At 57.6% G+C, this 22467-nt stretch carries 17 protein-coding genes; 8 read left to right on the forward strand and 9 right to left on the reverse strand.

All coding sequences use genetic code 11. The features are described 5' to 3' along the window. Positions 1–12 precede the first annotated feature (12 nt). From VF684_RS12260 to lpxL, 3 genes are all read right to left on the reverse strand, one after another. The gene (locus VF684_RS12260; protein WP_162516389.1) at positions 13–1158 is read right to left on the reverse strand and encodes a mannitol-1-phosphate 5-dehydrogenase; all 1146 of its coding nucleotides are present in this window, start codon (positions 1156–1158) and stop codon (positions 13–15) included. Positions 1159–1195: 37 nt separating this feature from the next. After that, positions 1196–3118 carry a PTS mannitol transporter subunit IICBA gene (locus VF684_RS12265; protein WP_113739878.1) on the reverse strand — a complete coding sequence of 641 codons (1923 nt, stop codon included), beginning with the start codon at positions 3116–3118 and terminating at the stop codon, positions 1196–1198. Positions 3119–3730: 612 nt separating this feature from the next. Further along, complete coding sequence (gene lpxL / locus VF684_RS12270; RefSeq protein WP_139440920.1) at positions 3731–4654, reverse strand: LpxL/LpxP family Kdo(2)-lipid IV(A) lauroyl/palmitoleoyl acyltransferase; 924 nt, start codon at positions 4652–4654, stop codon at positions 3731–3733. A 204-nt stretch (positions 4655–4858) separates the two neighbouring features. Between lpxL and hldE the strand changes: the two genes are divergently transcribed. After that, positions 4859–6286: a bifunctional D-glycero-beta-D-manno-heptose-7-phosphate kinase/D-glycero-beta-D-manno-heptose 1-phosphate adenylyltransferase HldE gene (gene hldE, locus VF684_RS12275; RefSeq protein ID WP_139440921.1), complete on the forward strand. Its 1428-nt coding sequence runs from the start codon at positions 4859–4861 to the stop codon at positions 6284–6286. Positions 6287–6402: 116 nt separating this feature from the next. Here hldE and tolC read toward each other — a convergent pair whose 3' ends face one another. Beyond that, on the reverse strand, positions 6403–7722 hold the full coding sequence (gene tolC, locus VF684_RS12280) for an outer membrane channel protein TolC (RefSeq protein ID WP_139440922.1): 1320 nt from the start codon (positions 7720–7722) through the stop codon (positions 6403–6405). 304 nt (positions 7723–8026) lie between these two features. Between tolC and nudF the strand changes: the two genes are divergently transcribed. The 6 genes from nudF (at position 8027) to parC (ending at position 14954) form a co-directional block, all read left to right on the forward strand. After that, positions 8027–8668 (forward strand): ADP-ribose diphosphatase, encoded by a 642-nt coding sequence (gene nudF, locus VF684_RS12285; RefSeq protein ID WP_064335385.1) that lies wholly within the window; start codon positions 8027–8029, stop codon positions 8666–8668. 46 nt (positions 8669–8714) lie between these two features. Continuing rightward, the gene (locus VF684_RS12290; protein ID WP_202411252.1) at positions 8715–9119 is read left to right on the forward strand and encodes a DUF1249 domain-containing protein; all 405 of its coding nucleotides are present in this window, start codon (positions 8715–8717) and stop codon (positions 9117–9119) included. A 22-nt stretch (positions 9120–9141) separates the two neighbouring features. Then, the gene (gene cpdA, locus VF684_RS12295; protein ID WP_041202814.1) at positions 9142–9960 is read left to right on the forward strand and encodes a 3',5'-cyclic-AMP phosphodiesterase; all 819 of its coding nucleotides are present in this window, start codon (positions 9142–9144) and stop codon (positions 9958–9960) included. A gap of 12 nt (positions 9961–9972) precedes the next feature. Further along, positions 9973–10560, forward strand: a complete 588-nt coding sequence (locus tag VF684_RS12300) for a YqiA/YcfP family alpha/beta fold hydrolase (protein WP_139440923.1) — start codon at positions 9973–9975, stop codon at positions 10558–10560. A gap of 132 nt (positions 10561–10692) precedes the next feature. Next, positions 10693–12588: a DNA topoisomerase IV subunit B gene (gene parE, locus VF684_RS12305; protein ID WP_439977870.1), complete on the forward strand. Its 1896-nt coding sequence runs from the start codon at positions 10693–10695 to the stop codon at positions 12586–12588. A 71-nt stretch (positions 12589–12659) separates the two neighbouring features. Next, positions 12660–14954, forward strand: coding sequence for a DNA topoisomerase IV subunit A (gene parC, locus VF684_RS12310; RefSeq protein ID WP_440174281.1), 2295 nt, complete (start codon positions 12660–12662; stop codon positions 14952–14954). 61 nt (positions 14955–15015) lie between these two features. Here the strand turns inward: parC and VF684_RS12315 are convergent, their stop codons facing one another. Then, the gene (locus tag VF684_RS12315; protein ID WP_139440926.1) at positions 15016–15834 is read right to left on the reverse strand and encodes a hypothetical protein; all 819 of its coding nucleotides are present in this window, start codon (positions 15832–15834) and stop codon (positions 15016–15018) included. 557 nt (positions 15835–16391) lie between these two features. Next, a complete protein-coding gene (locus tag VF684_RS12320; protein WP_440174282.1) occupies positions 16392–17300 on the reverse strand; it encodes a LysR family transcriptional regulator in 909 nt (302 codons plus the stop codon). 102 nt (positions 17301–17402) lie between these two features. Between VF684_RS12320 and VF684_RS12325 the strand changes: the two genes are divergently transcribed. After that, complete coding sequence (locus VF684_RS12325; RefSeq protein WP_234879877.1) at positions 17403–18659, forward strand: MFS transporter; 1257 nt, start codon at positions 17403–17405, stop codon at positions 18657–18659. A gap of 182 nt (positions 18660–18841) precedes the next feature. On the opposite strand, the gene VF684_RS12330 is transcribed toward VF684_RS12325, so the two are convergent. The 3 genes from VF684_RS12330 to atcC all read right to left on the reverse strand — a co-directional run bounded on the left by VF684_RS12330 (position 18842) and on the right by atcC (position 22457). Beyond that, complete coding sequence (locus VF684_RS12330; protein ID WP_139440929.1) at positions 18842–20338, reverse strand: peptide MFS transporter; 1497 nt, start codon at positions 20336–20338, stop codon at positions 18842–18844. Between the two features lie 632 nt (positions 20339–20970). After that, entirely contained in the window at positions 20971–21354 is a 384-nt protein-coding gene (locus VF684_RS12335) for a hypothetical protein (RefSeq protein ID WP_201998087.1), read from the reverse strand. A gap of 200 nt (positions 21355–21554) precedes the next feature. After that, on the reverse strand, positions 21555–22457 hold the full coding sequence (gene atcC, locus VF684_RS12340) for a cold adaptation protein AtcC (RefSeq protein WP_139440931.1): 903 nt from the start codon (positions 22455–22457) through the stop codon (positions 21555–21557). Positions 22458–22467 lie beyond the last annotated feature (10 nt).

A 22467-nucleotide genomic window follows, 5' to 3' on the forward strand; every position in this document is an offset into this window, starting at 1 on the left:
CAAGCAGGGTTATTACAGGGTTTCGTAACGGGCGACGATGGCGCGAACCACTTCGCTCTCTTCATCCAGTCCGGTGACGCGGGCCAGCGCTTTGGCCGGGCCAAGCTCCGCCAGCAGGGCTTGCAGCTCCACCGCCTGCGGGTCATCGGCATTGCGATAGTGGAGCGCCGCGGCGATCCCCTCCTGCAACTGATCGCTCGGCAGGCCGTACTCCAGGGTGCCCAGCAGCGGCTTCACCAGTCGATCTCCCGCCGCCAGCTTGCGCAGCGGCTGACGACCGACCCGGTCAATCTCGTCCACCAGATAGGGGTTGGCGAAGCGGGCCAGGATCTTCTCGATGTAGGCGGCGTGCAGACGCGGGTCGAAGCCGTAGCGTTTCACCAGTACGGCACCGCTCTCCTCCATGGCGCGGCGCACCTTGCTGCGGATCACCGGATCTTCGATCGCCTCGCGCACTGTGTGGTAGCCCCGCAACTTGCCGAGGTAGGCGGTGACGATGTGGCCGGTGTTGAGGGTGAACAGCTTGCGCTCGACGAAGGCCATCAGGTTGTCGGTGGGCTCCATGCCTGCCACCTGTGGCAGCTCCCCCTTGAACTGGGTCTGGTCGACGATCCACTCGCTGAAGCTCTCTACCGTCACTTCCAGCGGATCATCGTTGGCAGCCGCGGCGGGCGGCACGATGCGATCCACCGCCGAGTCGACGAAGCCGATACAGGATTCGAGCGTGGCATGATACGCGACCGGCAGGTACTTGAGTACCTCCCGCTTGAGGTGGCTGGTGCCGCGCACCATGTTTTCGCAGGCGATCACGTTGAGTGGTGTCAGGTTGCCGGCATCGAAGCGAGCTTGCAGCCCCTTGGCCAGGGTGCTGGCAATCTTGTCCAGAATGTTGGGGCCTACTGCCGTGGTGACCAGATCGGCGGTGATGATACGGGCGATCACCTCGTGACCGGCGGAACTCACCGCCGCCACGTTGCGCACCACGTCCAGCTTCTGATCCGCCCCTACTACATGGACCTTGTACTCCTGACGGTGGTTGAGCTGGTCGATCAGGGGGTCGTTGACGTCGGCGAAGGTGACCTGATGGCTGGCATCCGCCAGCACTTTGCCGATAAAGCCGCGACCGATGTTACCAGCACCAAAATGCAATGTTTTCATGATATTAACCTCTTGAACCAAAGACGATGAAAGATGATTACGCAGCCTGTTCGGCACCCAGCAGATCCAGGAAGGCCTGGGGATCCGTGGTGCTGGCCAGCCGGTCGATGAGACCGGGTTCATCCAGTGCATTGGTCAGGCGGGTTATCACCTGCATGTGTTCGTCGTTGCGGGCGGCGATGCCGATCACCAGCCGCGCTACCTCATCGGCAGCCTCGCCAAAGGCGACCCCGGCCGGGTACTGGCAAATGACGATGCCGGTACGCTTCACAAACTCCTTGGCGGCTATGGTGCCGTGGGGCACGGCGATGGATTCGCCGAGGTAGGTGGAGACCAGCTGTTCACGCTCCAGCATGGCGTTGACGTAGTCGGGCGCCACGTAGCCCCGCTCCGCCAGCAGTCGGCCTGCTGTCAGGATGGCGGCCTCCTTGTTGTCCGCTTTCAGCCCCAGATGCACGTCATGACGGCTCAGGGTAAAGACTTCGGCTGCCTGCGGCTCGTAGCTGTCGTCGTTGGCCGCCACCAGTAGTTGCGGGTTGGCGACATCATCGTTGGCAGCGCGGCTCAGGCTCTGTACCAGCTCCTGATAGAGGCCGTTGTCGAGGAAGTTGGTCAGGGAAATATGATGAGCATTCGGCGCATGGCGACGGGCCCGCTCGGTCAGATCCTTGTGGGTGATGACCCAGTCCACCTGATCGTCGAGCTGATCGATGGCGCGGTTGGTGACGCTGATATCGAGCCCTGCGGCCTGCACCCGCTTGCGCAGCATGCCGGCGCCCATGGCGCTGGAGCCCATGCCCGCATCGCAGGCAACCACAATATTGCGTACCGCCATCAGTTCGCCGCCCGGCTTCTTGGCCGCTGCGGTTTCGGGCTTGCCGCCCTTCATGGCTTTCATCTTGCGGGTGGCTTCACCGAGGGCATCGGCCTCGTCAGCCTCCGGCTGCTGGGCGCGGACGAACACGGCGGCGACCAGGAAGGAGACCAGGGTGGCGCTGATGATGGAGAGGGCGACTCCGATCAGGGAGGCTTTCGGCGTCATCAACAGCACGGCGAAGATGGAACCCGGTGAGGCAGGGGAGACCAGACCGGCATTGAACAGGGTCAGGGTAAAGACCCCGGTCATGCCGCCGGCGATCACCGCCAGAATAAGGCGCGGGTTCATCAGCACATACGGGAAGTAGATCTCGTGGATGCCGCCGAAGAAGTGAATGATGGAGGCACCGGCTGCGGACTGCTTGGCGGCGCCGCGACCGAACACCATGTAGGCCAGCAGCACGCCCATGCCCGGGCCCGGGTTCGCTTCGATCAGGAAGAAGATAGAGCTGCCGTGCTCGGTCGCCTGCTGGATCCCCAGCGGCGAGAAGATGCCGTGGTTGATAGCGTTGTTGAGGAACAGGATCTTTGCCGGCTCGACGAAGATGGAGGTGAGCGGCAGCATGTGGTTATCCACCAGGAAGCCGACGCCACCGGCCAGCACGCCGGAGAGCACCTTGACGAAGGGGCCGATCACGAAGAAGGCGAGGATTGCCAGCAGCATGCCGATAAGACCGGCAGAGAAGTTGTTGACCAGCATCTCGAAGCCGCTCTTGACGCGACCGTCCATCGCCTTGTCGAAGCGCTTGATGGCCCAGCCACCGAGCGGGCCGACCATCATGGCGCCCATGAACATGGGAATGTCGGTCCCCACGATGACTCCCATGGTGGTGATGGCACCGACCACGCCGCCACGATCACCGCCCATCAGCTTGCCGCCGGTGTAGCCAATCAGCAGCGGCAGCAAGTAGGTGATCATGGGGCCGACCAGCTTGGCCAAGGTTTCATTGGGCAGCCAGCCGGTGGGGATAAAGAGGGCGGTAATAAAGCCCCAGGCGATAAAGGCGCCTATGTTGGGCATGACCATATTGGACAGGAAGCGTCCAAAATTCTGTATCTTGACTTTGGTATCCGGTGATAACATGTCGGGACCCCGTTTTAAGCCTGTTTGATTAAAAGTGGTAGTTCGGGATGGCCGGTTTTGCCGAACCTCCATCCCTGTCGTCTAAGCAACTTCAATCTACCAGCTTGCGATCAAATTAGGCTGAAAACGGGGTGTCTTGTGATCCAGATCTCGGATACCCAGCGATACCCCCTCCATAACCAGTGACCCACATCACATTCCCATGCTGTAATTCGGCTACATTTCGATCTTTTCTGTTTTGCATGGTCATTTTTTGTGACTCAAATCACTAAAGTTGTTTTGTGGCTCTCTTGCTGAATAGTGACTTTCGTCACAAATTCAATTTTTGTATTCGAATGGGACAAATCACTCAATTACTCATCAGTGGGTAGTGACGATGGATCTATCGCAACACTCCATTGCTTACCAATGAATCAATAAATTTGTAACCCGCTTTCAGTTTTTACGGTCGGTGATGAGGGCTCTTTTGCTGCTGGCTGATGGGAATGGGCGCCAACATGCAGGATGTTATCGAGCGGCAGATGTTCGGGGAGCTTGCTTAGCAGATAAAAACAAACCGCCAGCAGGCGGTTTGTCGGTTTTTACGAGCTATCCCCTGTCGGGGGCTGCGGTTTAGTAGAAACCGGCATCCTCGGGGGAGGGGCGGGTCTTGAAGCGGCGATGGAGCCACATGTACTGCTCCGGCGCCTTGCGCACAGCGGCTTCAATCTCGCGGTTGGCGCGGGCGGCATCGATCATGTCGTCACCGCTGGGGTAGTCGGCGAGCGGTGCCCCGATATGCAGGGTGTAACCCTCTCTGGTGCGGATGTTGTAGCAGGGGAGGGTGACGGTGTTCTTCACCCGCGCCAGGGTGGCGGTGCCGGTGATGGTGGCGGCCTGCTCCACCGCGAAGTAAGGCACGAACACGCTGGCGTGGCTGCCGTAGTCGTGATCCGGCGCGTACCAGAGGGCGTCGCCGTTGCGCAGCGCCTTGATCATCCCCTTCACATCCATCCGGTCTACCAGATATTTGTTGGAGGCGCAGCGACCGTGATACTGGGCATACTCCAGCACCGGATTGGTGTTGGGGCGATAGACCCCCACGCCGGGGCGCACCAGCCCGAAACAGCGGGCGTTGAGTTCCAGCGTCAGGAAGTGGCAGGAGAGCAGCAGCATGCCCTGACCTTTTTCCATGGCGGCGATGACGTGCTCTTCCCCTTCCACCTTCATCAGGTTGCGCATCCGCCAGTCTGGCCAGAACCAGGCGATTCCCACCTCGAACACGGCGCAGCCCACGCTCTCGAAGTTTGCCTTGAGCAGTTTCTCCCGCTCATCCCGGGTCAGCTCGGGCATCGCCAGCTCCAGATTGCGACGGGCAATCTTGACCCGGGACTTCAAAATCTTGGCGGCGAGGCGACCGAGCTGACGGCCCAGCCACATCTGGCTGCGCCACGGCAGCAGGGTCAGCAGCCAGAGCAGGCCGAGGCCGAACCAGCTGGCCCAGTAACGGGGATGAAACAGGCGGGGCTCCAGGCGGGGAGCGTTGTCATGGGCCATGGCTAATCTCTTGTTCGCAAACACAATCGGGGGATTCTAGCCGAAAAGAGGGGGCGGGGGCGAATGGCTGTGTGCTGGTCAGAGGGGTAGCCTGCGTCCGGTTAGCGTGACAGCGGCGGCAACTGCGGTCGGCTTTTTCTACACCGGATAAAAGAGTGTGATAAAATCGCCCGCTGATTTTTCAGGTTTTGAGAGTCGATACAGATGAAGATCACCCTGCCCGATTTTGAAAAAGCCCGCGTTCTGGTCGTTGGCGATGTCATGTTGGACCGTTACTGGCATGGCCCTACCGGTCGGATCTCCCCCGAGGCGCCGGTGCCCGTGGTCAAGGTTGAACACATTGAGGAGCGTCCCGGTGGCGCGGCCAACGTGGCCCTCAACTCCGCTGCCCTTGGCGCCCACGCTGTGCTGCTTGGCCTGACCGGTCAGGACGAGGCTGCCGATGCCTTGGCTGGCCAAATGGCTGGCGTCAAGGTGGCCTGTGATTTCGTTCGTCTGGCCGACTTCCCGACTATCACCAAGCTGCGGGTGCTGTCCCGCAACCAGCAGCTGCTGCGTCTGGACTTTGAAGAGCCCTTCCACTCCGTCGATGCCACTCTGCTGATGAGCAAGGTCGAGCAGGCGCTGCCAAACAGCGACGTGATGATCCTTTCCGACTATGGCAAGGGTGCTCTCAACGATGTGCCCGGCATGATCCAGCGAGCCCGTGCCGCCGGTATTCCGGTGCTGGTCGACCCCAAGGGTACCGACTTCGAGAAGTACCGCGGTGCCACCCTGCTGACCCCCAACATGTCCGAGTTCGAGGCCGTGGTGGGCAAGGTGAAGAGCGAAGAGGAGCTGGTCGCCAAGGGACTGGATCTGGTCAAGCGTTTCGAGCTGGATGCCCTGCTGGTTACCCGTTCCGAGAACGGCATGACCCTGATCCGCGAAGGTCAGCCGGAGCTGCATCTGCCGGCTCAGGCCCACGAGGTTTATGATGTGACCGGTGCCGGTGATACCGTCATCTCCACTCTGGCTACCTCACTGGCGGCAGGCAAGAGCCTGGACGAAGCCTGCGCGCTGGCCAATACCGCTGCCGGTATCGTGGTCGGCAAGCTGGGTACCTCCACCGTCAGTCCGGTCGAGCTGGCCAATGCACTTTACACCGAGCAGGAGACCGGCTTCGGCGTCATGTCCGAAGCCCAGCTGAAAGTAGCGGTTCGTGCCGCCCGTCTGCGTGGCGAGAAGGTGGTGATGACTAACGGCTGCTTCGACATCCTGCACGCCGGCCATGTCTCCTATCTGGCCAACGCCGGCAAGCTGGGGGATCGCCTGATCGTGGCGGTCAACACCGACGAGTCGGTTCGCCGTCTGAAAGGGCCGGGTCGTCCGGTCAACCCGACCGAGCGTCGCATGGCCGTACTGGCTGCGCTGGGCGCGGTGGACTGGGTTGTGCCCTTCTCCGAGGATACCCCGCAGCGCCTGATCGCCGAAATCCTGCCCGACCTGTTGGTCAAGGGCGGCGACTACAAGCCGGAAGATATCGCCGGTTACGCCGAGGTGACCGCCAATGGCGGCCAGGTGCGAGTTCTCAACTTCGAGGATGGCTGCTCCACCACCGACATCATCAAGACGATCCGCGAGCGCGGCTAACGCGCCACTGGCCCCGCAATCTGGCGGGGCTCTCTATCGGCGGTAGCAAGCCGACAGAAATACGGATAACAAAAAGGCGACCTTGCGGTCGCCTTTTTCATGTCCGATAGCGGCTATCAGCCTCTGGCTTTTGCCGTGGCAGGCATTAGACCCTGGTTTACTTCCACCAGATCCTGCGCTTCCAGAATACCGGCAGCCTGTTTCAGGCTCAGGATATTGAGAATGTAGTTGTAACGGGCTTCGGAGAGCTTCTGCTTGGCCTCGTACAGCTTGCGAGTGGAGTCCAGCACGTCGACGATGGTACGGGTACCTACTTCGTAACCGGCTTCGGTCGCCTTCAGGGCGCTGTCGGCGGAGACCACAGACTGGCTGTAGGCGCGCACCGAGCCGATGCTGGCGTTCACGTTGTTGTAGGAGGAGCGTACTGTGCTCTGCACCGAGCGGAAGTTCTTCTCCAGCAGTTCACTGGCCGCTACGTAGTTGTATTGAGCCTGCTTCACCTTGGAGCTGGTGGCGCCACCGCTGTAGATGGGCAGCTTGAAGGTCAGACCGATATTGGCCTGATTGTCATTGCCGCCCGGAATGCTATCCAGCTTGTAATCGGTATTGCTGGTTTGCAGTCCGGCACCCAGATCCAGAGTCGGCTCATGGCCGGTTTTGGCCAGATCGATCTGCTCCTTGGCAATGTCCTTGCTGATGCGGGCACTGTGCAGTTGCAGGTTCTTGTCCAGCGCCAGCTCCAGCCACTTGTCGGAGCCGAAGGCGGTCTTCTGCGGGCTGAAACGATCGGTGTTCAGCACGTCCAGATTGCGATGATCGATACCGGTCAGCTCGCGCAGGGTCTCGTAGCTGTTGTCCAGCGAGTTTTCGGCATTGATCTCGTCAGCCAGCGCCTGGTCGCGGGAGGCTTCGGCTTCATGGACGTCGGTGATGGCGGTCAGGCCCACTTCGAAACGCTGCTGGGTTTGCTCCAGCTGACGCTCTACGGCAACCTTGTTGGCACGGACGAACTCCAGGGTATCCATCGCCTTGAGCACATCAAAGTAGGCTTTGGCGGTGCGCACCATCAGGTTCTGGATCTCGAGGTTGTAGGCGACATCTGACTGGGTGGCCTGCTTCTCGCTGATATCCAGATTGACCCAGTTACTGCGACGATAGAGGGATTGCGACAGCGTCACCTCGCCCTTGGCGTTGGTATTGCTCTGGGTATCGTTCTTGTTTTGCAGATAATTGAGCCCGGCACCCAGATCGATCTGGGGCAGCAGAGGGGCACGGGATTCGTTGATCTTCTCGAAGGCCTGGTCGCGAACGGCTTTGGACTGCAGCAACTGCGGGTCTTTGATCTGGGCTTGCTGGTAGATGTCGAGCAGGTTTTCGGCATGGGCACCGGCACTGACGCCCAGCAACACCATGACTGACAAAAGTGTTCTTTTCATAGATCGTTTTAACCTTATGTAGTAACCCAAACTGGTTGCTGGAGAGGCAAATATTGTCACCGACCAAGCTTGATTGCAGCTTAATCACTCTACTATAAGCAAAATTTAATGCTAAGAGTCTCAGGTCCGGTGACGGGAACGTCAAGAACCGGACGCAGTTTTCTCCCCGCGCGCCTAGCCAAATGGTCTGTGGCTGCTAAAATCCACCCCTCATTACCATGGCACGCCGAGTGAATGAACGTTCATTCATGTTCCTCGGATTTTATGGTCAAACTGATACAAGTCAAGCTGACGGGAGCCCCGGATGTCGCAGCAACCCTTGCCGCAAGATCGGCATTACGCCGCCGATGATGTAAAAATCATTGAAAAATCAGCTGGATATAACGGCTTCTTCAAGGTGAACGTCTATCGTCTGCAGCATCGGTTATTTGCGGGCGGCTGGAACCAGCCCATCGTGCGCGAGCTGTTCGAGCGGGGCCATGCTGCCGCGCTGCTGCCCTATGATCCGGTACGCGACCAGATCGTACTGGTGGAGCAGTTCCGTATCGGCGCAATGGAGACCAGCCCGACCCCTTGGCTGCTGGAGCTGGTGGCCGGCATTATCGACGAAGGGGAGACCGCCGAGGCGGTGGTGCGCCGCGAAGCGGTGGAAGAGGCCGGGATCGAGGTGGCCCGCTGCGAGCATGCCATCAGCTATCTGGTGAGCCCGGGCGGTAGCACCGAGCGGATCGAGGTCTTTGTGGGCGAGGTGGATGCCAGCAAGGCGAGTGGTCTGCACGGTCTGGCTGATGAGGGCGAAGATATCCGGGTGCACGTGGTGAGCCGCGAGCAGGCCTATGCCTGGCTCAAAGAGGGGCGCATCGACAATGCGGCCTCGGTCATCGCCCTGCAGTGGCTTGCTCTCAACCACGGCGAGCTGCGCGCCCGCTGGCTGGCGGATCGCTGAGGTGGCGCTGACCCTGCAACAGAGCAGGCGCTATGTGCCTGATCTGATGTCCTTGCAGCGTACCTGCGAGGTCAACTACATGGCGTTGATGAAACTGCTGCCGCCTGATGGGGAAGTCGGCGCCGAGCGCCGCTATCGGGTCGGCAACGATCTGCAGTTCCAGCTCACCATCATTGGCGAGAGTCGCTTCACCAATCAGGTGATCCTGAGCCAGCACAACCCCGAATTGCCCGAATATTTACAAGCTCAGATAGAGATTCGTTTGTATCACGATGTGCGGATGGCGGAAGTGTGTGCAGCGCAACAGATTTCCCGTTTGCAACCACGTTATGATTATCCCAATAAAAAGATGCACCAGCGGGACGAAAAGGAGCAGGTAAATCTGTTTCTGGCCGAATGGCTAAAATTTTGTCTCAGACATGGTACCAGCCCGATCAATATCTCCAGTTGAACAAATAAAAAGAAGCGTGATTTTGGAAACAGAGCTCCCCCAGGCGCAGGACGGCAGTGTGCGCCTGTTGCAAATTACCGACACCCACCTCTTCGCGAGTGCCGAAGGGCGGCTGTTGGCTGTGCGCACCGCAGAGAGTCTGGCCGCCGTGCTGGAACAGGTGCAGGCCAATGAACACCCCTACGAGGTAATTCTGGCGACCGGCGATCTGTCGCAGGATCACAGCCCGGAATCCTATCAGCGTTTCGCCTCCATGATGGCGCCCCTGGGCCGCCCCATCTACTGGCTGCCGGGCAATCACGATGACAGCCCGCTGATGACCGAATATCTCCATGCCGCCGGGATCAGCGAATCCAAACAGCTGGTGGGCGACCACTGGCAGGTGATCCTGCTCGACACCCAGGTGCGCGGCAAACCCCACGGCATGATTGGCGATCACCAGCTGGCCGCCCTCGACCGTGCCCTGCGTCAATATCCTGATCGCCACGCCCTTATCACCCTGCACCATCAGGCGGTACCGGTGGGCTGCGCCTGGCTGGATCAGCACAATCTCAAGAATGCCGATGACCTGTTCGCCGTGCTGGCTCGTCATCCGCAGCAGAAGACCATCCTGTTCGGCCACGTTCATCAGGAGTTTGACGAGGTGCACCGCGGGGTGCGGCTGATTGCCAGCCCCTCCACCTGCATTCAGTTCAAACCGCTATCCGACGGCTTCGCGCTGGATGAATCCGGCCCGGGCTGGCGCTATCTCACCCTCTATCCGGATGGGCGGGTGGCCAGCGAGGTGTGGCGCCTGCCGGTGGGACAGTTTGTGCCCGACCCCAACGCCACCGGTTATTGAGGAGAGCATTCCATGAAGTCGGTTCTCCTTTATCTGCACGGTTTCAACTCCTCACCGGGCTCCGCCAAGGCGCAGCAGATGGCTGCCTGGGTGGCCGCCAATCGGCCCGACATCGAGGTGATCATTCCGGCTCAGCCCAATACGCCGGCGGCGGCTTGGGCGGCTATCGAACAGACCATTGCCGATCTGCTGCGTCGTTATGGTAGTGAATTCAAGCTCGGCGCCGTGGGCAGCTCACTCGGCGGCTTTATGGCGACCCGGGTGAGCGAACAGTACGGCTGCCGCGCGGCGCTGATCAATCCGGCGGTGCGCCCGCACGAGCTCCTTTGCGACTACCTCGGCCCCCAGACCAATCCCTATACCGGTGAGCAGTATGTACTGCTGCCTGAACATATGGATGAGCTGCGGGCACTGGCGGTACCGGTGGCGGCGCCGGAGCGACTCTGGATCCTGCAACAGCAGGGGGATGAGGTGCTCGACTATCGCAAGGCGCTGGATGAGTACCGCTTTGCCCGCCTCTCGCTGGAGTGCGGCGGCAACCACGCCTTTGTCGCGTTCGAGCGCTACCCCGCCCAGATCATCCGTTTCCTCGGGTTATAGTCAGGTTTGAGTCAATAAGGGCGGTCTCGCCCTGCTTGTTCTTCTCCAGATCAAGCTTTCGGTGCGGGGAGTTTGTTCTACCCCCGCCTAGCAGTTAAGATTCCCTCCAAACGTCAATTCGCAAGGCCCTCCATGTCTACTCAATACAATGCGGATGCCATTGAGGTCCTCAATGGCCTTGAGCCGGTGCGTCGCCGCCCCGGCATGTATACCGACACCACCCGGCCCAATCACCTCGGCCAGGAGGTCATCGACAACAGCGTCGATGAAGCGCTGGCAGGTCACGCCCGCAATCTGGAGGTGATCCTGCATGAAGACCAGTCCCTCGAAGTGATCGACGACGGCCGCGGCATGCCGGTCGATATCCACCCGGAAGAGGGTGTCAGCGGGGTGGAGCTGATCCTCTGCAAGCTGCACGCGGGCGGCAAATTCTCCAACAAGAACTACCAGTTCTCCGGCGGTCTGCACGGGGTGGGTATTTCGGTGGTGAATGCCCTTTCCGATCGGGTCGAGGTGACGGTACGTCGCGACGGTCAGGTCTATGACATCGCCTTCGAGCGTGGCGAGAAGGTGCAGGAGCTGACCATCACCGGCACCTGTGGTCGTCGCAACACCGGCACCCGGGTGCGCTTCTGGCCGCAGGCGAGCTACTTCGATTCGCCCAAGTTCTCGGTCACCAAGCTGGAGCACCTGCTCAAAGCCAAGGCCGTGCTCTGCCCCGGCCTCACCATCAAGTTCCTCGACAAGAACACCGGCATCAAGCTGGAGTGGTGCTACGAAGATGGCCTCAAGGATTATCTGGTCGACGCGGTCAAGCAGTTCACCTGCCTGCCGGAGCAGCCTTTTATCGGCTCGTTCAGCTCCGAACAATCGGCGGTGGACTGGGCGCTCTGCTGGTTGCCGGAAGGGGGCGAATGCCTCGCCGAATCCTATGTGAACCTCATTCCCACCGCGCAGGGCGGTACTCACGTCAACGGCCTGCGTCAGGGCCTGCTCGACGCCATGCGCGAGTTCTGCGAGTTCCGCAACCTGTTGCCGCGCGGGGTCAAGCTGACCCCGGAAGATATCTGGGATCGCTGCGCCTATATCCTCTCCATCAAGATGCAGGATCCGCAGTTTGCCGGCCAAACCAAGGAGCGGCTCTCCTCCCGCCAGAGCTCGGCGTTCGTCTCCGGCGTGGTGAAGGATGCCTTCAGCCTCTATCTGAACAGCAATACCGAGCTGGCGGAGCAGATCGCCGAGATCTGCATCTCCAGCGCCCAGCGCCGGATGCGCGCCGCCAAGACGGTGGTGCGCAAGAAGATTACCCAAGGCCCGGCGCTGCCCGGCAAGCTGACTGACTGTAACTGCGCCGACCCCATGCAGGGGGAGCTGTTCCTGGTGGAGGGTGACTCTGCGGGTGGCAGCGCCAAGCAGGCGCGGGATCGCGAGTTTCAGGCGATCATGCCGCTGCGCGGCAAGATCCTGAACACCTGGGAGGTGGAGGCCGGTCAGGTGCTCGCCTCGCAGGAGGTGCACGACATCTCGGTCGCTATCGGGCTCGATCCCGACTCAGAGGATCTCAGCGGCCTGCGCTACGGCAAGGTGTGCATCCTCGCGGATGCGGACTCGGACGGTCTGCACATCGCCACCCTGCTCTGCGCCCTGTTCGTGAAGCACTTCCGCGCGCTGGTCAATCAGGGCCACGTCTATGTCGCCATGCCGCCCCTCTACCGGATCGATATCGGTAAAGAGGTCTACTACGCCCTCGACGAGGACGAGAAGAACGGCGTGCTGCAGCGGGTCGAGGCCGAGAAGAAGAAAGGCAAGGTGATGGTGACCCGATTCAAGGGTCTGGGTGAGATGAACCCGAAACAGCTGCGGGAAACCACCATGGATCCCAACACTCGCCGTCTGGTGCAGCTCACCATGGGGCCTGAGGCCGAAGGGGATGAGACCCTGCAGCTGATGGACATGCTGCTGGCCAAGAAGCGGGCGAGCGATCGCCGCGAATGGCTCGAAGAGAAGGGCAACCTCGCCATCATTTAAGCCGTCGGTCACCTGCCGACCCGCATTTCAGGCGTGCCCTCCAGGGGCGCGCCATAGCAAGAGAAAAACATATGAGTGATGCTATCGAGCTCAGTCTGGACGGGGTAGAGCGCCAGCCAATGCGCACCTTTACCGAACAGGCTTACTTGAACTACTCCATGTACGTCATCATGGATCGGGCCTTGCCGCATATCGGCGATGGCCTCAAACCGGTGCAGCGGCGCATCATCTACGCCATGAGCGAGTTGGGGCTGTCGGCGCTCTCCAAGCACAAGAAGTCAGCCCGTACCGTGGGTGACGTGCTGGGTAAGTACCACCCCCACGGCGACATCGCCTGTTATGAAGCCATGGTGCTGATGGCCCAGCCCTTCTCCTACCGCTACCCGCTGGTGGATGGTCAGGGCAACTGGGGTGCGCCGGACGATCCCAAATCCTTCGCCGCCATGCGTTATACCGAGGCGCGGCTGTCGCGCTTCTCCGAGCTGCTGCTCTCCGAGCTCGGCCAGGGCACGGTGGAGTGGACGCCGAACTTCGACGGCACCATGAAAGAGCCGGTGGTGCTGCCTGCCCGCCTGCCGCACATCCTGCTCAACGGGGTGACCGGCATCGCGGTGGGGATGGCGACCGATATCCCACCCCACAACGCCCGGGAAGTGGCCCACGCCTGCGTGGAACTGCTGGATAATCCCAATGCTGGCCTGGATGCCCTGATGGCCCATGTGCAGGGGCCGGACTACCCGACCAATGCCGAGATCATCACGCCGCGCGACGATATCCGCAAAATCTACGAGACCGGCAAGGGTTCTATCAAGCAACGGGCGGTGTGGAGCGAAGAGGATGGCGACATCGTCATCACGGCGCTGCCCCATCAGGCCTCGGGCGCCAAGATCATGGAGCAGATCGCCGCCCAGATGGTGGCCAAAAAGCTGCCCATGGTCACCGATCTGCGCGATGAGTCGGACCACGAAAACCCGACCCGTCTGGTCATAGTGCCGCGCTCCAATCGGGTGGATGTGGAGGGGCTGATGGCCCACCTGTTCGCCACCACGGACTTGGAGAAGAATTACCGGGTCAACCTCAACATCCTGGGTCTGGACAATCGGCCCCAGGTGAAAGACCTCAAGACCATCCTCACCGAGTGGCTGAGTTTTCGCCGTGAGACGGTGCGCCGCCGCCTGCAGTATCGCCTCGACAAGGTGTTGGCCCGCCTGCACATCCTCGAAGGTTTGCTGATCGCCTACCTCAACATCGACGAGGTGATCGAGATCATCCGTACCGAGGAGGAGCCGGGCCGGGTGATGATGGAGCGTTTCAATATCAGCGAGACCCAGGCCGAGGCGATCCTCGAGCTCAAACTGCGCCACCTGGCCAAGCTCGAAGAGTTCAAGCTGCGCGCCGAGCAGAACGAACTGGCGGAAGAGCGCGACAAGCTGGAACTGATCCTGGGTTCCGAGCGCCGTCTCAGCACATTGCTCAAGAAAGAGATCCTGGCGGACGCCGAGAAGTACGGCGACGATCGCCGCACCCCGCTGGTGGAGCGCGCCACCGCCGTGGCACTGACCGAGAAGGAGCTCACCCCGAGTGAGCCGGTTACCGTGATCCTCTCTGACAAGGGGTGGGTGCGCGCCGCCAAGGGCCACGACGTGGATGTCGAGGGGCTCTCCTACAAGGCGGGGGACAGCTATCTGGCCCACGCCTGTGGCCGCAGCAACCAGCAGGCGGTGTTCCTCTCCACGTTGGGCCGAACCTACGCCCTCGAATCCCATACCTTGCCATCCGCCCGCAGTCAGGGCGAACCGCTCACCGGCCGCTTTGCGCTGGGGGCTGGGGAAGAGGTGCGCCATCTGGTGATGGGCAACGAGGGCGAGCCGTATCTGATCGCCAGCGATGCCGGTTACGGCTTTGTCTGCACCTATGACGATCTCATCGGCAAGAACAAGAACGGCAAGGCGCTGCTCACCGTGCCGGAAGGGGGCCAGGTGATGGCACCCCAGAAGATCGGCTCGCCGGAGACCGATCTCTGCATGGCCATCTCCAACGAAGGGCGCATGCTGCTGTTCCCGCTCAACACCTTGCCGGTGCTCGGCAAGGGTAAGGGCAACAAGCTCATCAGCATTCCGTCGGCTCGCGTCAAGGCGCGGGAGGAGTTTGTGGTGATGGCCGCCGTGATCCCGCAGGGTCAGTCGGTCACTCTGTTTGCCGGCAAGCGCAAGCTGACCCTCAAACCGTCCGATCTCGACTACTACCGTGGCGAGCGCGGCCGCCGCGGCGCCAAGCTGCCCCGCGGTTTGCAGCGTGTCGATCGTATCGAGATTGAACCCGCCGCCGGAACCGAACCGGTAGCCGGAGAAAATCAGGAAGGGTAATTAATATAGAAGGGCGCGAAAGCGCCCTTCATTTAAAGGAACCGTAGATAAAACCTATTATTTATCTTAACTGTGCAGCAACTGCGTCTATATCTAACAGTGTTAACCTCCCACCACACATAAATAAAGATTGAAATCTCTCTCCTAATGCCGTTAGTTCCATCTTAGATGGAACAATATCAGACCATCCAAGTAAAGCTGAGTATCCATTACCATCATTAGTTCTGCAGGCAACGAGCCCCAGTTTATCTAGTTCAAACACTTCTTGAAGTAAAATAGCCTTGGTGGCCAGCATACTGTTGTTATAAGTTCGATAATCCCTATCTCTTAGGTTTTGGAAGTCAATATGGTATGGTTTCATGAACGCGAGACAGATAATACATAGTTGACGATATGTGATCGCATCAAAAAGTCTTAAATAATAATTGGCCTCATCTACACTGACTCCCGACGAATAAGCTACGTTTGCATAAAAATTCCCTAGAAACTCTAACTTTTTCTCTTCATACTCGTCTCGAGCTTTTTTAAGTGTTCCTTCAAGGATCTCTTCTGATTGGCTACGGGAGCCATTCTTTGAGCTAAAAAAGTCATCTTCCCTTGGTTTTAATCCTGCTTTGTTATTTTTATTTATCTTATCAAAAGCAATTGCTGCAGTTGCTCCCACTCGTGTTTTTTCCCTGTCAGACATAACCCGATCTGCAATATCTCCTAATAACTTTGCACCTGCCTTAGCTAAAACAACACCAAGTGATCCTGCTCCTGCTGCGCCGATGGGGCCTGCAGCAAAAAATCCAATAGCGCCGCCTACGGCAGCACCGGCTATTTCTGAGCCCGTAGATATGAGTTGTTTGGTTTTTTCAACATTGTTCTCATTGGACATATTTACGCCAGCTCTTAACTTTCTAATTGAAAGGTGGGAATGTAATTATAATGTTTTTGTTTGTTTGAGTATGTGACGGGTTAAACATAATTGAGGTGTCAATAAATACTGAGGCCCGTAGGTCTGATTAGCGAAGCGTAATCAGACGATCGCGAAAACAGGTTGCCGCTATTCTGCTGGTACGCCAGCAGATCTCTTCTCTATGTCCATAGCCATCGAGATTGCGGTGCGGACGATTACGCTTCGCTAATCGACCCTACTTCTCTCTGTTTTCTTTAACGTCCTGCTGCTTGTCGGTGGTTTGCTCCCCTCATCCCCGGCCCTTCTCCCGCAAGGGGAGAAGGGAGCCCAGATCGCAGCAATTTTGGAATGCGTGACAGCTACGACTACAGGTTGGCAGGGGCTGATCCCCTCTCCCCTTGGGAGAGGGTCAGGGTGAGGGGCCGTAGATCCGACTAGCACAGCGTAATCAAAAGCTCACGAATGCTAAAAACTGGAAAGCGCCTTTTAATATTTTGAAAAGTCAGCCTGACCTGTTGAGGCTTTACCGATTTTAGCTACTGATAGCTCATAATATTTTGTCGTACGAACTCAATAAATACACGCGTTTTAGCTGGAAGATATTGGCGATTTGCATAAACAGCAAACAACTGCAATGGGGCGGCGGGTAGCTCAAGTTCAATTTCAACCAAGCTGCCATCATCAATAAACTCCTGGCAAGATACCTTGGCAAGAATGGCAAAACCTATACCAGCTATGGCTGCTTTTAACGCCAGTTCGCCACTATTGACCCGATAGTGTTCATTCACCTGGATGGTGGAAAATTCACTGCCTGTGCGAGTAAATTGCCAGGGCATCCCTTTCAGAGCGCTCACCGTAGTTATGCAGGGGAGAGTTTTGAGTTGTGATGTGTGGTTGGGAAGCCCCCACTTCTGGATCAATGAAGGGGAGCCAACAACAGTACAGGGAATGGTGGTCAAATGGCTGGCTATGTAATCGCAATCATCCATCTTGCCTCTGTGAATGATGATTGCCATATCCAAATCCTCTCTTAATGATTCAAGTCCGGAGAGATTGGTAATGCAGCTGATCGTTATTTCAGGATGTTGGCAGGCAAAGTCGGCAATGGCAGTACCGAGCAGTTTTGGCCCAGCCTCATTGGGGATGCAGATGCGTAATGGCCCTTTCAGCTGAATCTGCTGTGATGTCAATTCAGCCTCGGTTTGCTCCAGTGATTCCAGCTGTGGTTTTACTCGGGTATAGAGCAGTTGCCCTGATTGTGTGAGCTTCATATGGCGGGTTGAGCGTTCAATCAGTTGAAGGTTCAAGGCTTCTTCCAATTGAGAAATACTGCGGCTCACATTTGAGGTGGGGATATGAAGGGTTTTAGATGCCCCGACAAAACTGCTGTTTTCAACCACTGCAATGAAAATTTTCAGCGCATTCAATTCCATGCCGGTACGCATTGATTATCCCTAATCTGATAAAAATTCATGCCATTTTAACGAATAAAATTAAAATGTGATAGTGGTTATACTCTTTATCTCTAAAGATTGAGAGTAAACACCATGATGCTAGATAAAAATAATGTGGGTAAAAAAACTCACAACAATAGTTCGGTTATGGATTTTAACGTTGTCTGGTTGGCCGCATTGATTCAATTGGTCAGTGCGCTTGATTTTATGATGATTATGCCTCTCGGGCCTGATTTATCTCGCGCACTAAATATAAGTCCAACCTATATAGGATATTTAGGTGGTGGGTATGCACTGGCCGCCGCACTATCATCGTTGTTATGTGCCAGATATCTCGACCGATTTGATAGAAAGCATGTCGCACTGATCACATTGTTGGGTATCACGCTATCCACTTGGGCCTGTGCTTTGGCATGGGATATGGAAAGTTTATTCTTTACCCGCTTGCTGGCCGGTATGTTTGCTGGCCCTGCAACATCCATTGCTCTGGCGATCGTTGTGGATGCCACGCCAATAGATCAACGTGGTCGAGCAATGGCCATCGTGATGGGGGCATTTTCGTTGTCAGCGATTGCCGGTGTGCCGTTGGGATTGGAGCTGGCAATGTTGAAAGGATGGAGTGCGCCTTTCTATGTTTTAGGTGGCTTGGGATTGTGTATCTGCGTGGCGGTATATACAAGGCTGCCTGGAATGACGGCCCACTTGGGATTGAACCAGAAGGCTTTTTCATCCATTGAAATGTTGAAGCGACCTGTGGTGTTGAATGCGTTTATGGCAATTGGGTTGGCAATTTTCAGCACCTTCCTTATTGTTCCCAACATAGCTGCTTATTTTCAATTTAACCTTGATGTCCCTCGCGGCGATATGAGTCAGTACTATGTCATGGGCGGTATTTTTAGCCTGTTTTCAATGCAGCTTGGCGGATTGTTTATTGACCGTTTTGGCGCAATGAAAGTGACGATTTTGATGGGGGCATTGACGATAGCGGTTGTTTGGGATGGTTTTTGGCATGAGCCTGGGTTGCCGACCATAGTGATTTTCACGTTATTCATGGTGGTTACATCGACCCGAACGATCACCGTAGCTGCTGTTAATAGTCAAGTGGCAGCGCCTTGGGAAAGGGCGGGATTCATGTCATTGCAAAATGTTTTTCAACATATATTCAGTGGCTCGGCTGCCGTAGTGTCTTCGATGATTTTAACAAATGTCGATGGTCACCTTGGCAACATAACTCTATTGGCTTGGCTAACCATAGTGTTGACGATTATTCAGCCACTTTTTCTATATCGATTGCTCAAGCTGCTGCGTTTGGGAACCCCAAATCGGATGTTTGATCAACGAGACCTGTAGGGAAATAGGCTTGATTGACGAAGCCTAAACGGGGGCTCGCCAGCCAGATTAGGGTCACCCATCCCGCCAAAAGAGAAGGGCCCCGCCATCCATGATGGCGGGGCCCTTCGCATTATCAGCTGCATTGCCGATTCAACCGTTCGCGCTGGCAGGGGCCAGTGAAATGGCTGGCCCGAACCCGATTATACAGGGATTGCTGTCGCCGCAGGTTGCGGGGTTATTTTCGAGGCGATCAGTTGGCGCAGGCGGGGCACCAGCAGTAGCAACACCACGCCGCCTGCCAGCGACCCCCAGCCCAGCATATTGAATACCGAGCTGTAACCCGGGTTGGTGGCCACCGGGATGCTGCCGATATTTTGCGGCATGGCGCTGGAGACATAGCCCGCCAGCACGGAGGCAACGCCGGTCACCATCATCCAGCAGCCCATCAGCAGACCTTGCAGGCTGGCGGGGGCCAGCTTGCCAATCATGGCGTAACCGATGGGGGAGATAAGCAGCTCGCCAAAACTCTGCAGCACATAGCTGATGGCGATCCACTTGAAGGCGACCAGCCCGTCGGCCCCCGCCAGATGGATGCCGAGCGGCAGCACCAGCATGCCGAGCCCCATGCAGAACAGGGAGGCGGCAAACTGGGAGGGGATGTCGATATTCCAGCCCTGTTCGCGCAGCCGCTTGAACAGCAGCGCCATCAGCGGGCCACCGATGACGATGACGAGGGTGTTGATGTTCTGGATCCACTGGGGAGCAACCCGCAGCCCGAACACGTTGAGGTTGATGTTGTGCTCGGAGAAGAGCATCAGCCCCATGGGCGCCAGCTGGTAGAGCGACCAGAAGATGAGGGAGCCGAGGGCGAGGATCAGGTAGGCCACCATGCGGCTGCGCTCGGCGGCGTCCGGGTGGCGGGCGGTCATTACGCAGAGCAGCACCAGCATCACGGCCCCCAGGATCAGCACGAAGCTGCCGCTGAAGCTGGCGTGGGTCAGCAGCAGGCGCAGCGCCGGCACCAGCATGGCCAGAATGGCGATCCCGGCCAGCATGCGGCGGTAGAAGCCGCTCCCTTTGACATGGCGCAGTGGGGTGCTGATATCCGCCAGAATGGGCCAGCAGGCGAAGGTGGCGATGATGGCGATGATGTTGCCCAGCGTCGCAAACAGGAACAGGGTGCGGTAATCCTCGGTGAGCTGGAAGTAGCCCGCTACCGTGAAGCCGATAAAGAAGCCCAGATTCATCCCGGCGTAGTTCCACAGGAAGGCGCTCTCGCGGCGGTGATCATCCGGGGCGAAGCGCTGGGTCAGCATCATGTTGAGGCAGGTGACGTTGAGGCCGCTGCCGGTAAGGAACATGGCGAGCCCCCAGTAGAGGCCGGTGATCCCCATCTCGGCGATGAAGTAGCAGCCGATCACCTGCAGCACCATCCCCATCACGAACAGGTTGCGGTTGCTGAGGTAGCGCCCGCCTAGATAACCGCCAAACAGGTGCAGGCCATAGTTGAAGGCCCCGAAGACCCCCATCATGGCGTTGGCTTGGGATTCACTGAAGCCGAGCCGCTTGGTGGCGTAGAGCACCAGCGTGGAGTAGAGCACGGCAAACCCCAGGGTCGAGAAGGTCTGGATAAAGAACAGGGCGCCTGAGCCGGGTGGGACGGCGGCGTGATGAGGGTGTGGTGTCGAAGCGCTCACGGTCTGTCTCCTGTGAGAAGAGAAAATCACAACTCATCCTGAGAGCGTACCGGTCTGCTGCCGGCTAGCCTTGTGCGCTTCCATGCTGGTCTGAAGGCCGGTCTGTCATTTAGCGGCCAAGCGGTACAAATAGCCATACCTGAAATTTAATCTGGCGAGATTAATTGTCTTTTATTGATCTATTCCGGTTTTTTATGCGGTTTTGGCTGCTGAAAAGCTGGCGCTGGCTGGGTAGGTATCAGAGTAGTCGAGGTTGAATGGAACCCATTTTGGCCTGAACTGATTTGATAGTGAGATCACCATCCCGCTTTTGGCTGCTCTTTCGCCATCGCCGCCGGCATGTTGAGTAGCAGCTTATTTATTCAGCTTCACTGTTTGAGTGAATAAATATTGAAAATGAGGGCCTGTCAGAACCTGATGGTGTGGGGGATTTTTGAGCGTTTCATCGCAGGGGATAATATATATTCTTGTTGTAATAACGTGATACAGATTAGTTTCGACAGATAGGTGACTTAAGATAGTCGAATAATATATCAATCAGAGCATTTTGGGGCTGATAATCGTGATGATATTTTTATAGAAATATATTGCCTTGGCATGGTTTGAGTATTTTCCTCAGAGATAAAATCTGATTATGGTGAGAAAAGATCGTAGTCCGGTGTGATAATAGAACCTTTCCGATAGGTCATATAGACAATAGTCCCTTCCTCATCGACCATGGCATATGGCCATTTTCCGTTGGCTCCATACATGGCCACATAGAGTGGGTTGAAATAATCTTGAGTCTGACCACCCGGGTCATACGGGAGTCGAACATGATAGATTGGATATTTACCATCGTTACATAACTCGACTTTTTTTAATATAACGCCTCGTTCCAGTAATACCTTTCTGGTCGGATGTTGCCAATTTTCCAAATCTACATTTTTACAATTATTGGTAACTTCTCGATAAAGGCGGGTATCTGACAGTAGCGGAGTATTGGCGCTGATAAGCATTAAAAGTGGCAGCAGCATAAAAATCTGACCTGTATTATGACCGGTTTATTCAGCCCTGAATCAGGGGCGCAGTATAGCTGCGAACAAGGTTTGAATGAAGCCATCTGAACTGGTTGCATCCCGATTTGTTAGGTCAATCGTGGGGGCTGATGACGTAGATATTACAACGCCCGGCGGGCCGGGCGTTGTGGTGCGACTGATGGGCGGCGAAAGCGGCCTTAGAAGTCGTGGTAGAGCGGCCAGCCGAGCAGCGGGTGCTTGAGACCGGCGCGCATCTCGATGTTGTCGAGCTTCTCCGGCGAGGCGTTCTCTTTTTGCAGCAGCTGGTACTGGCGGACAAAGCCGAGGGTGTGCAGCAGGTTGGGCACAAAGCCCGGGCTCAGCTCCTGACGCAGGGCGGCGGCCATGTCGGCGGGTAGCGCGCTCAGCATCAGGGTGAGCTGGGCAGCGAGGTAGTCGGTGTCGTACCAGCCCTCGACGAGCTCAATCTCCCGCGCCAGCTTGCGCTTGAGATCCTGCTTCACCTTGAGCGGGGCGGCGCCACTGCCCTTGCCGCAGAGGATGCGGTAGAGCAGCGCTTCGGCCAGCTTGTCCTCCATGGTGGGGTGGTCGCTTTCGCAGGCGAAAAAGTGCTGGTCGATGAGCTCCATCAGGCGGCTCTTGTTGTGCTCGGTCAGCGCCTTCTCGTACTCCTGCCACCCTTGCCACTCCTCCACATCGGGGGGGCTCGAGATCTTGTCCAGCAGGCGGGCATCCACATCACCATAGAGGCTGTTGCCAGCCTGTTTGGGGCTGACGGTGATGAGCATCGACCAGCCCTTCTGGAACGGCTTGATGGGGCCTTCCGGCGCCTGCAGCAGCGCCAGCGCCTTGGCCGGATCACGCGCCGAGAGCTCCTGCAGACCGAGGCTCACCACGCCGATGACGTCGTGGGCCGCCTGCTCCAGCAGGTGCATCTTGTACTTGTTGTAGTACTTGTCGGCGAATTTGAGGCTCATCAGCACCGCCTTGCCCTTGATGGCGGCCAGCTGTTGCTCGGTCAAACGTTCATTGTCGCGGCCAAAGCGCAGCACCTGGGTCAGAAAGGGGCCCTGGTTGGCATCGCGAATGACTAACTGCATGAATGGGCTC

Source organism: Aeromonas sp. Lyrl_2 (genome assembly GCF_051948815.1).
Lineage (GTDB): Bacteria > Pseudomonadota > Gammaproteobacteria > Enterobacterales > Aeromonadaceae > Aeromonas > Aeromonas veronii.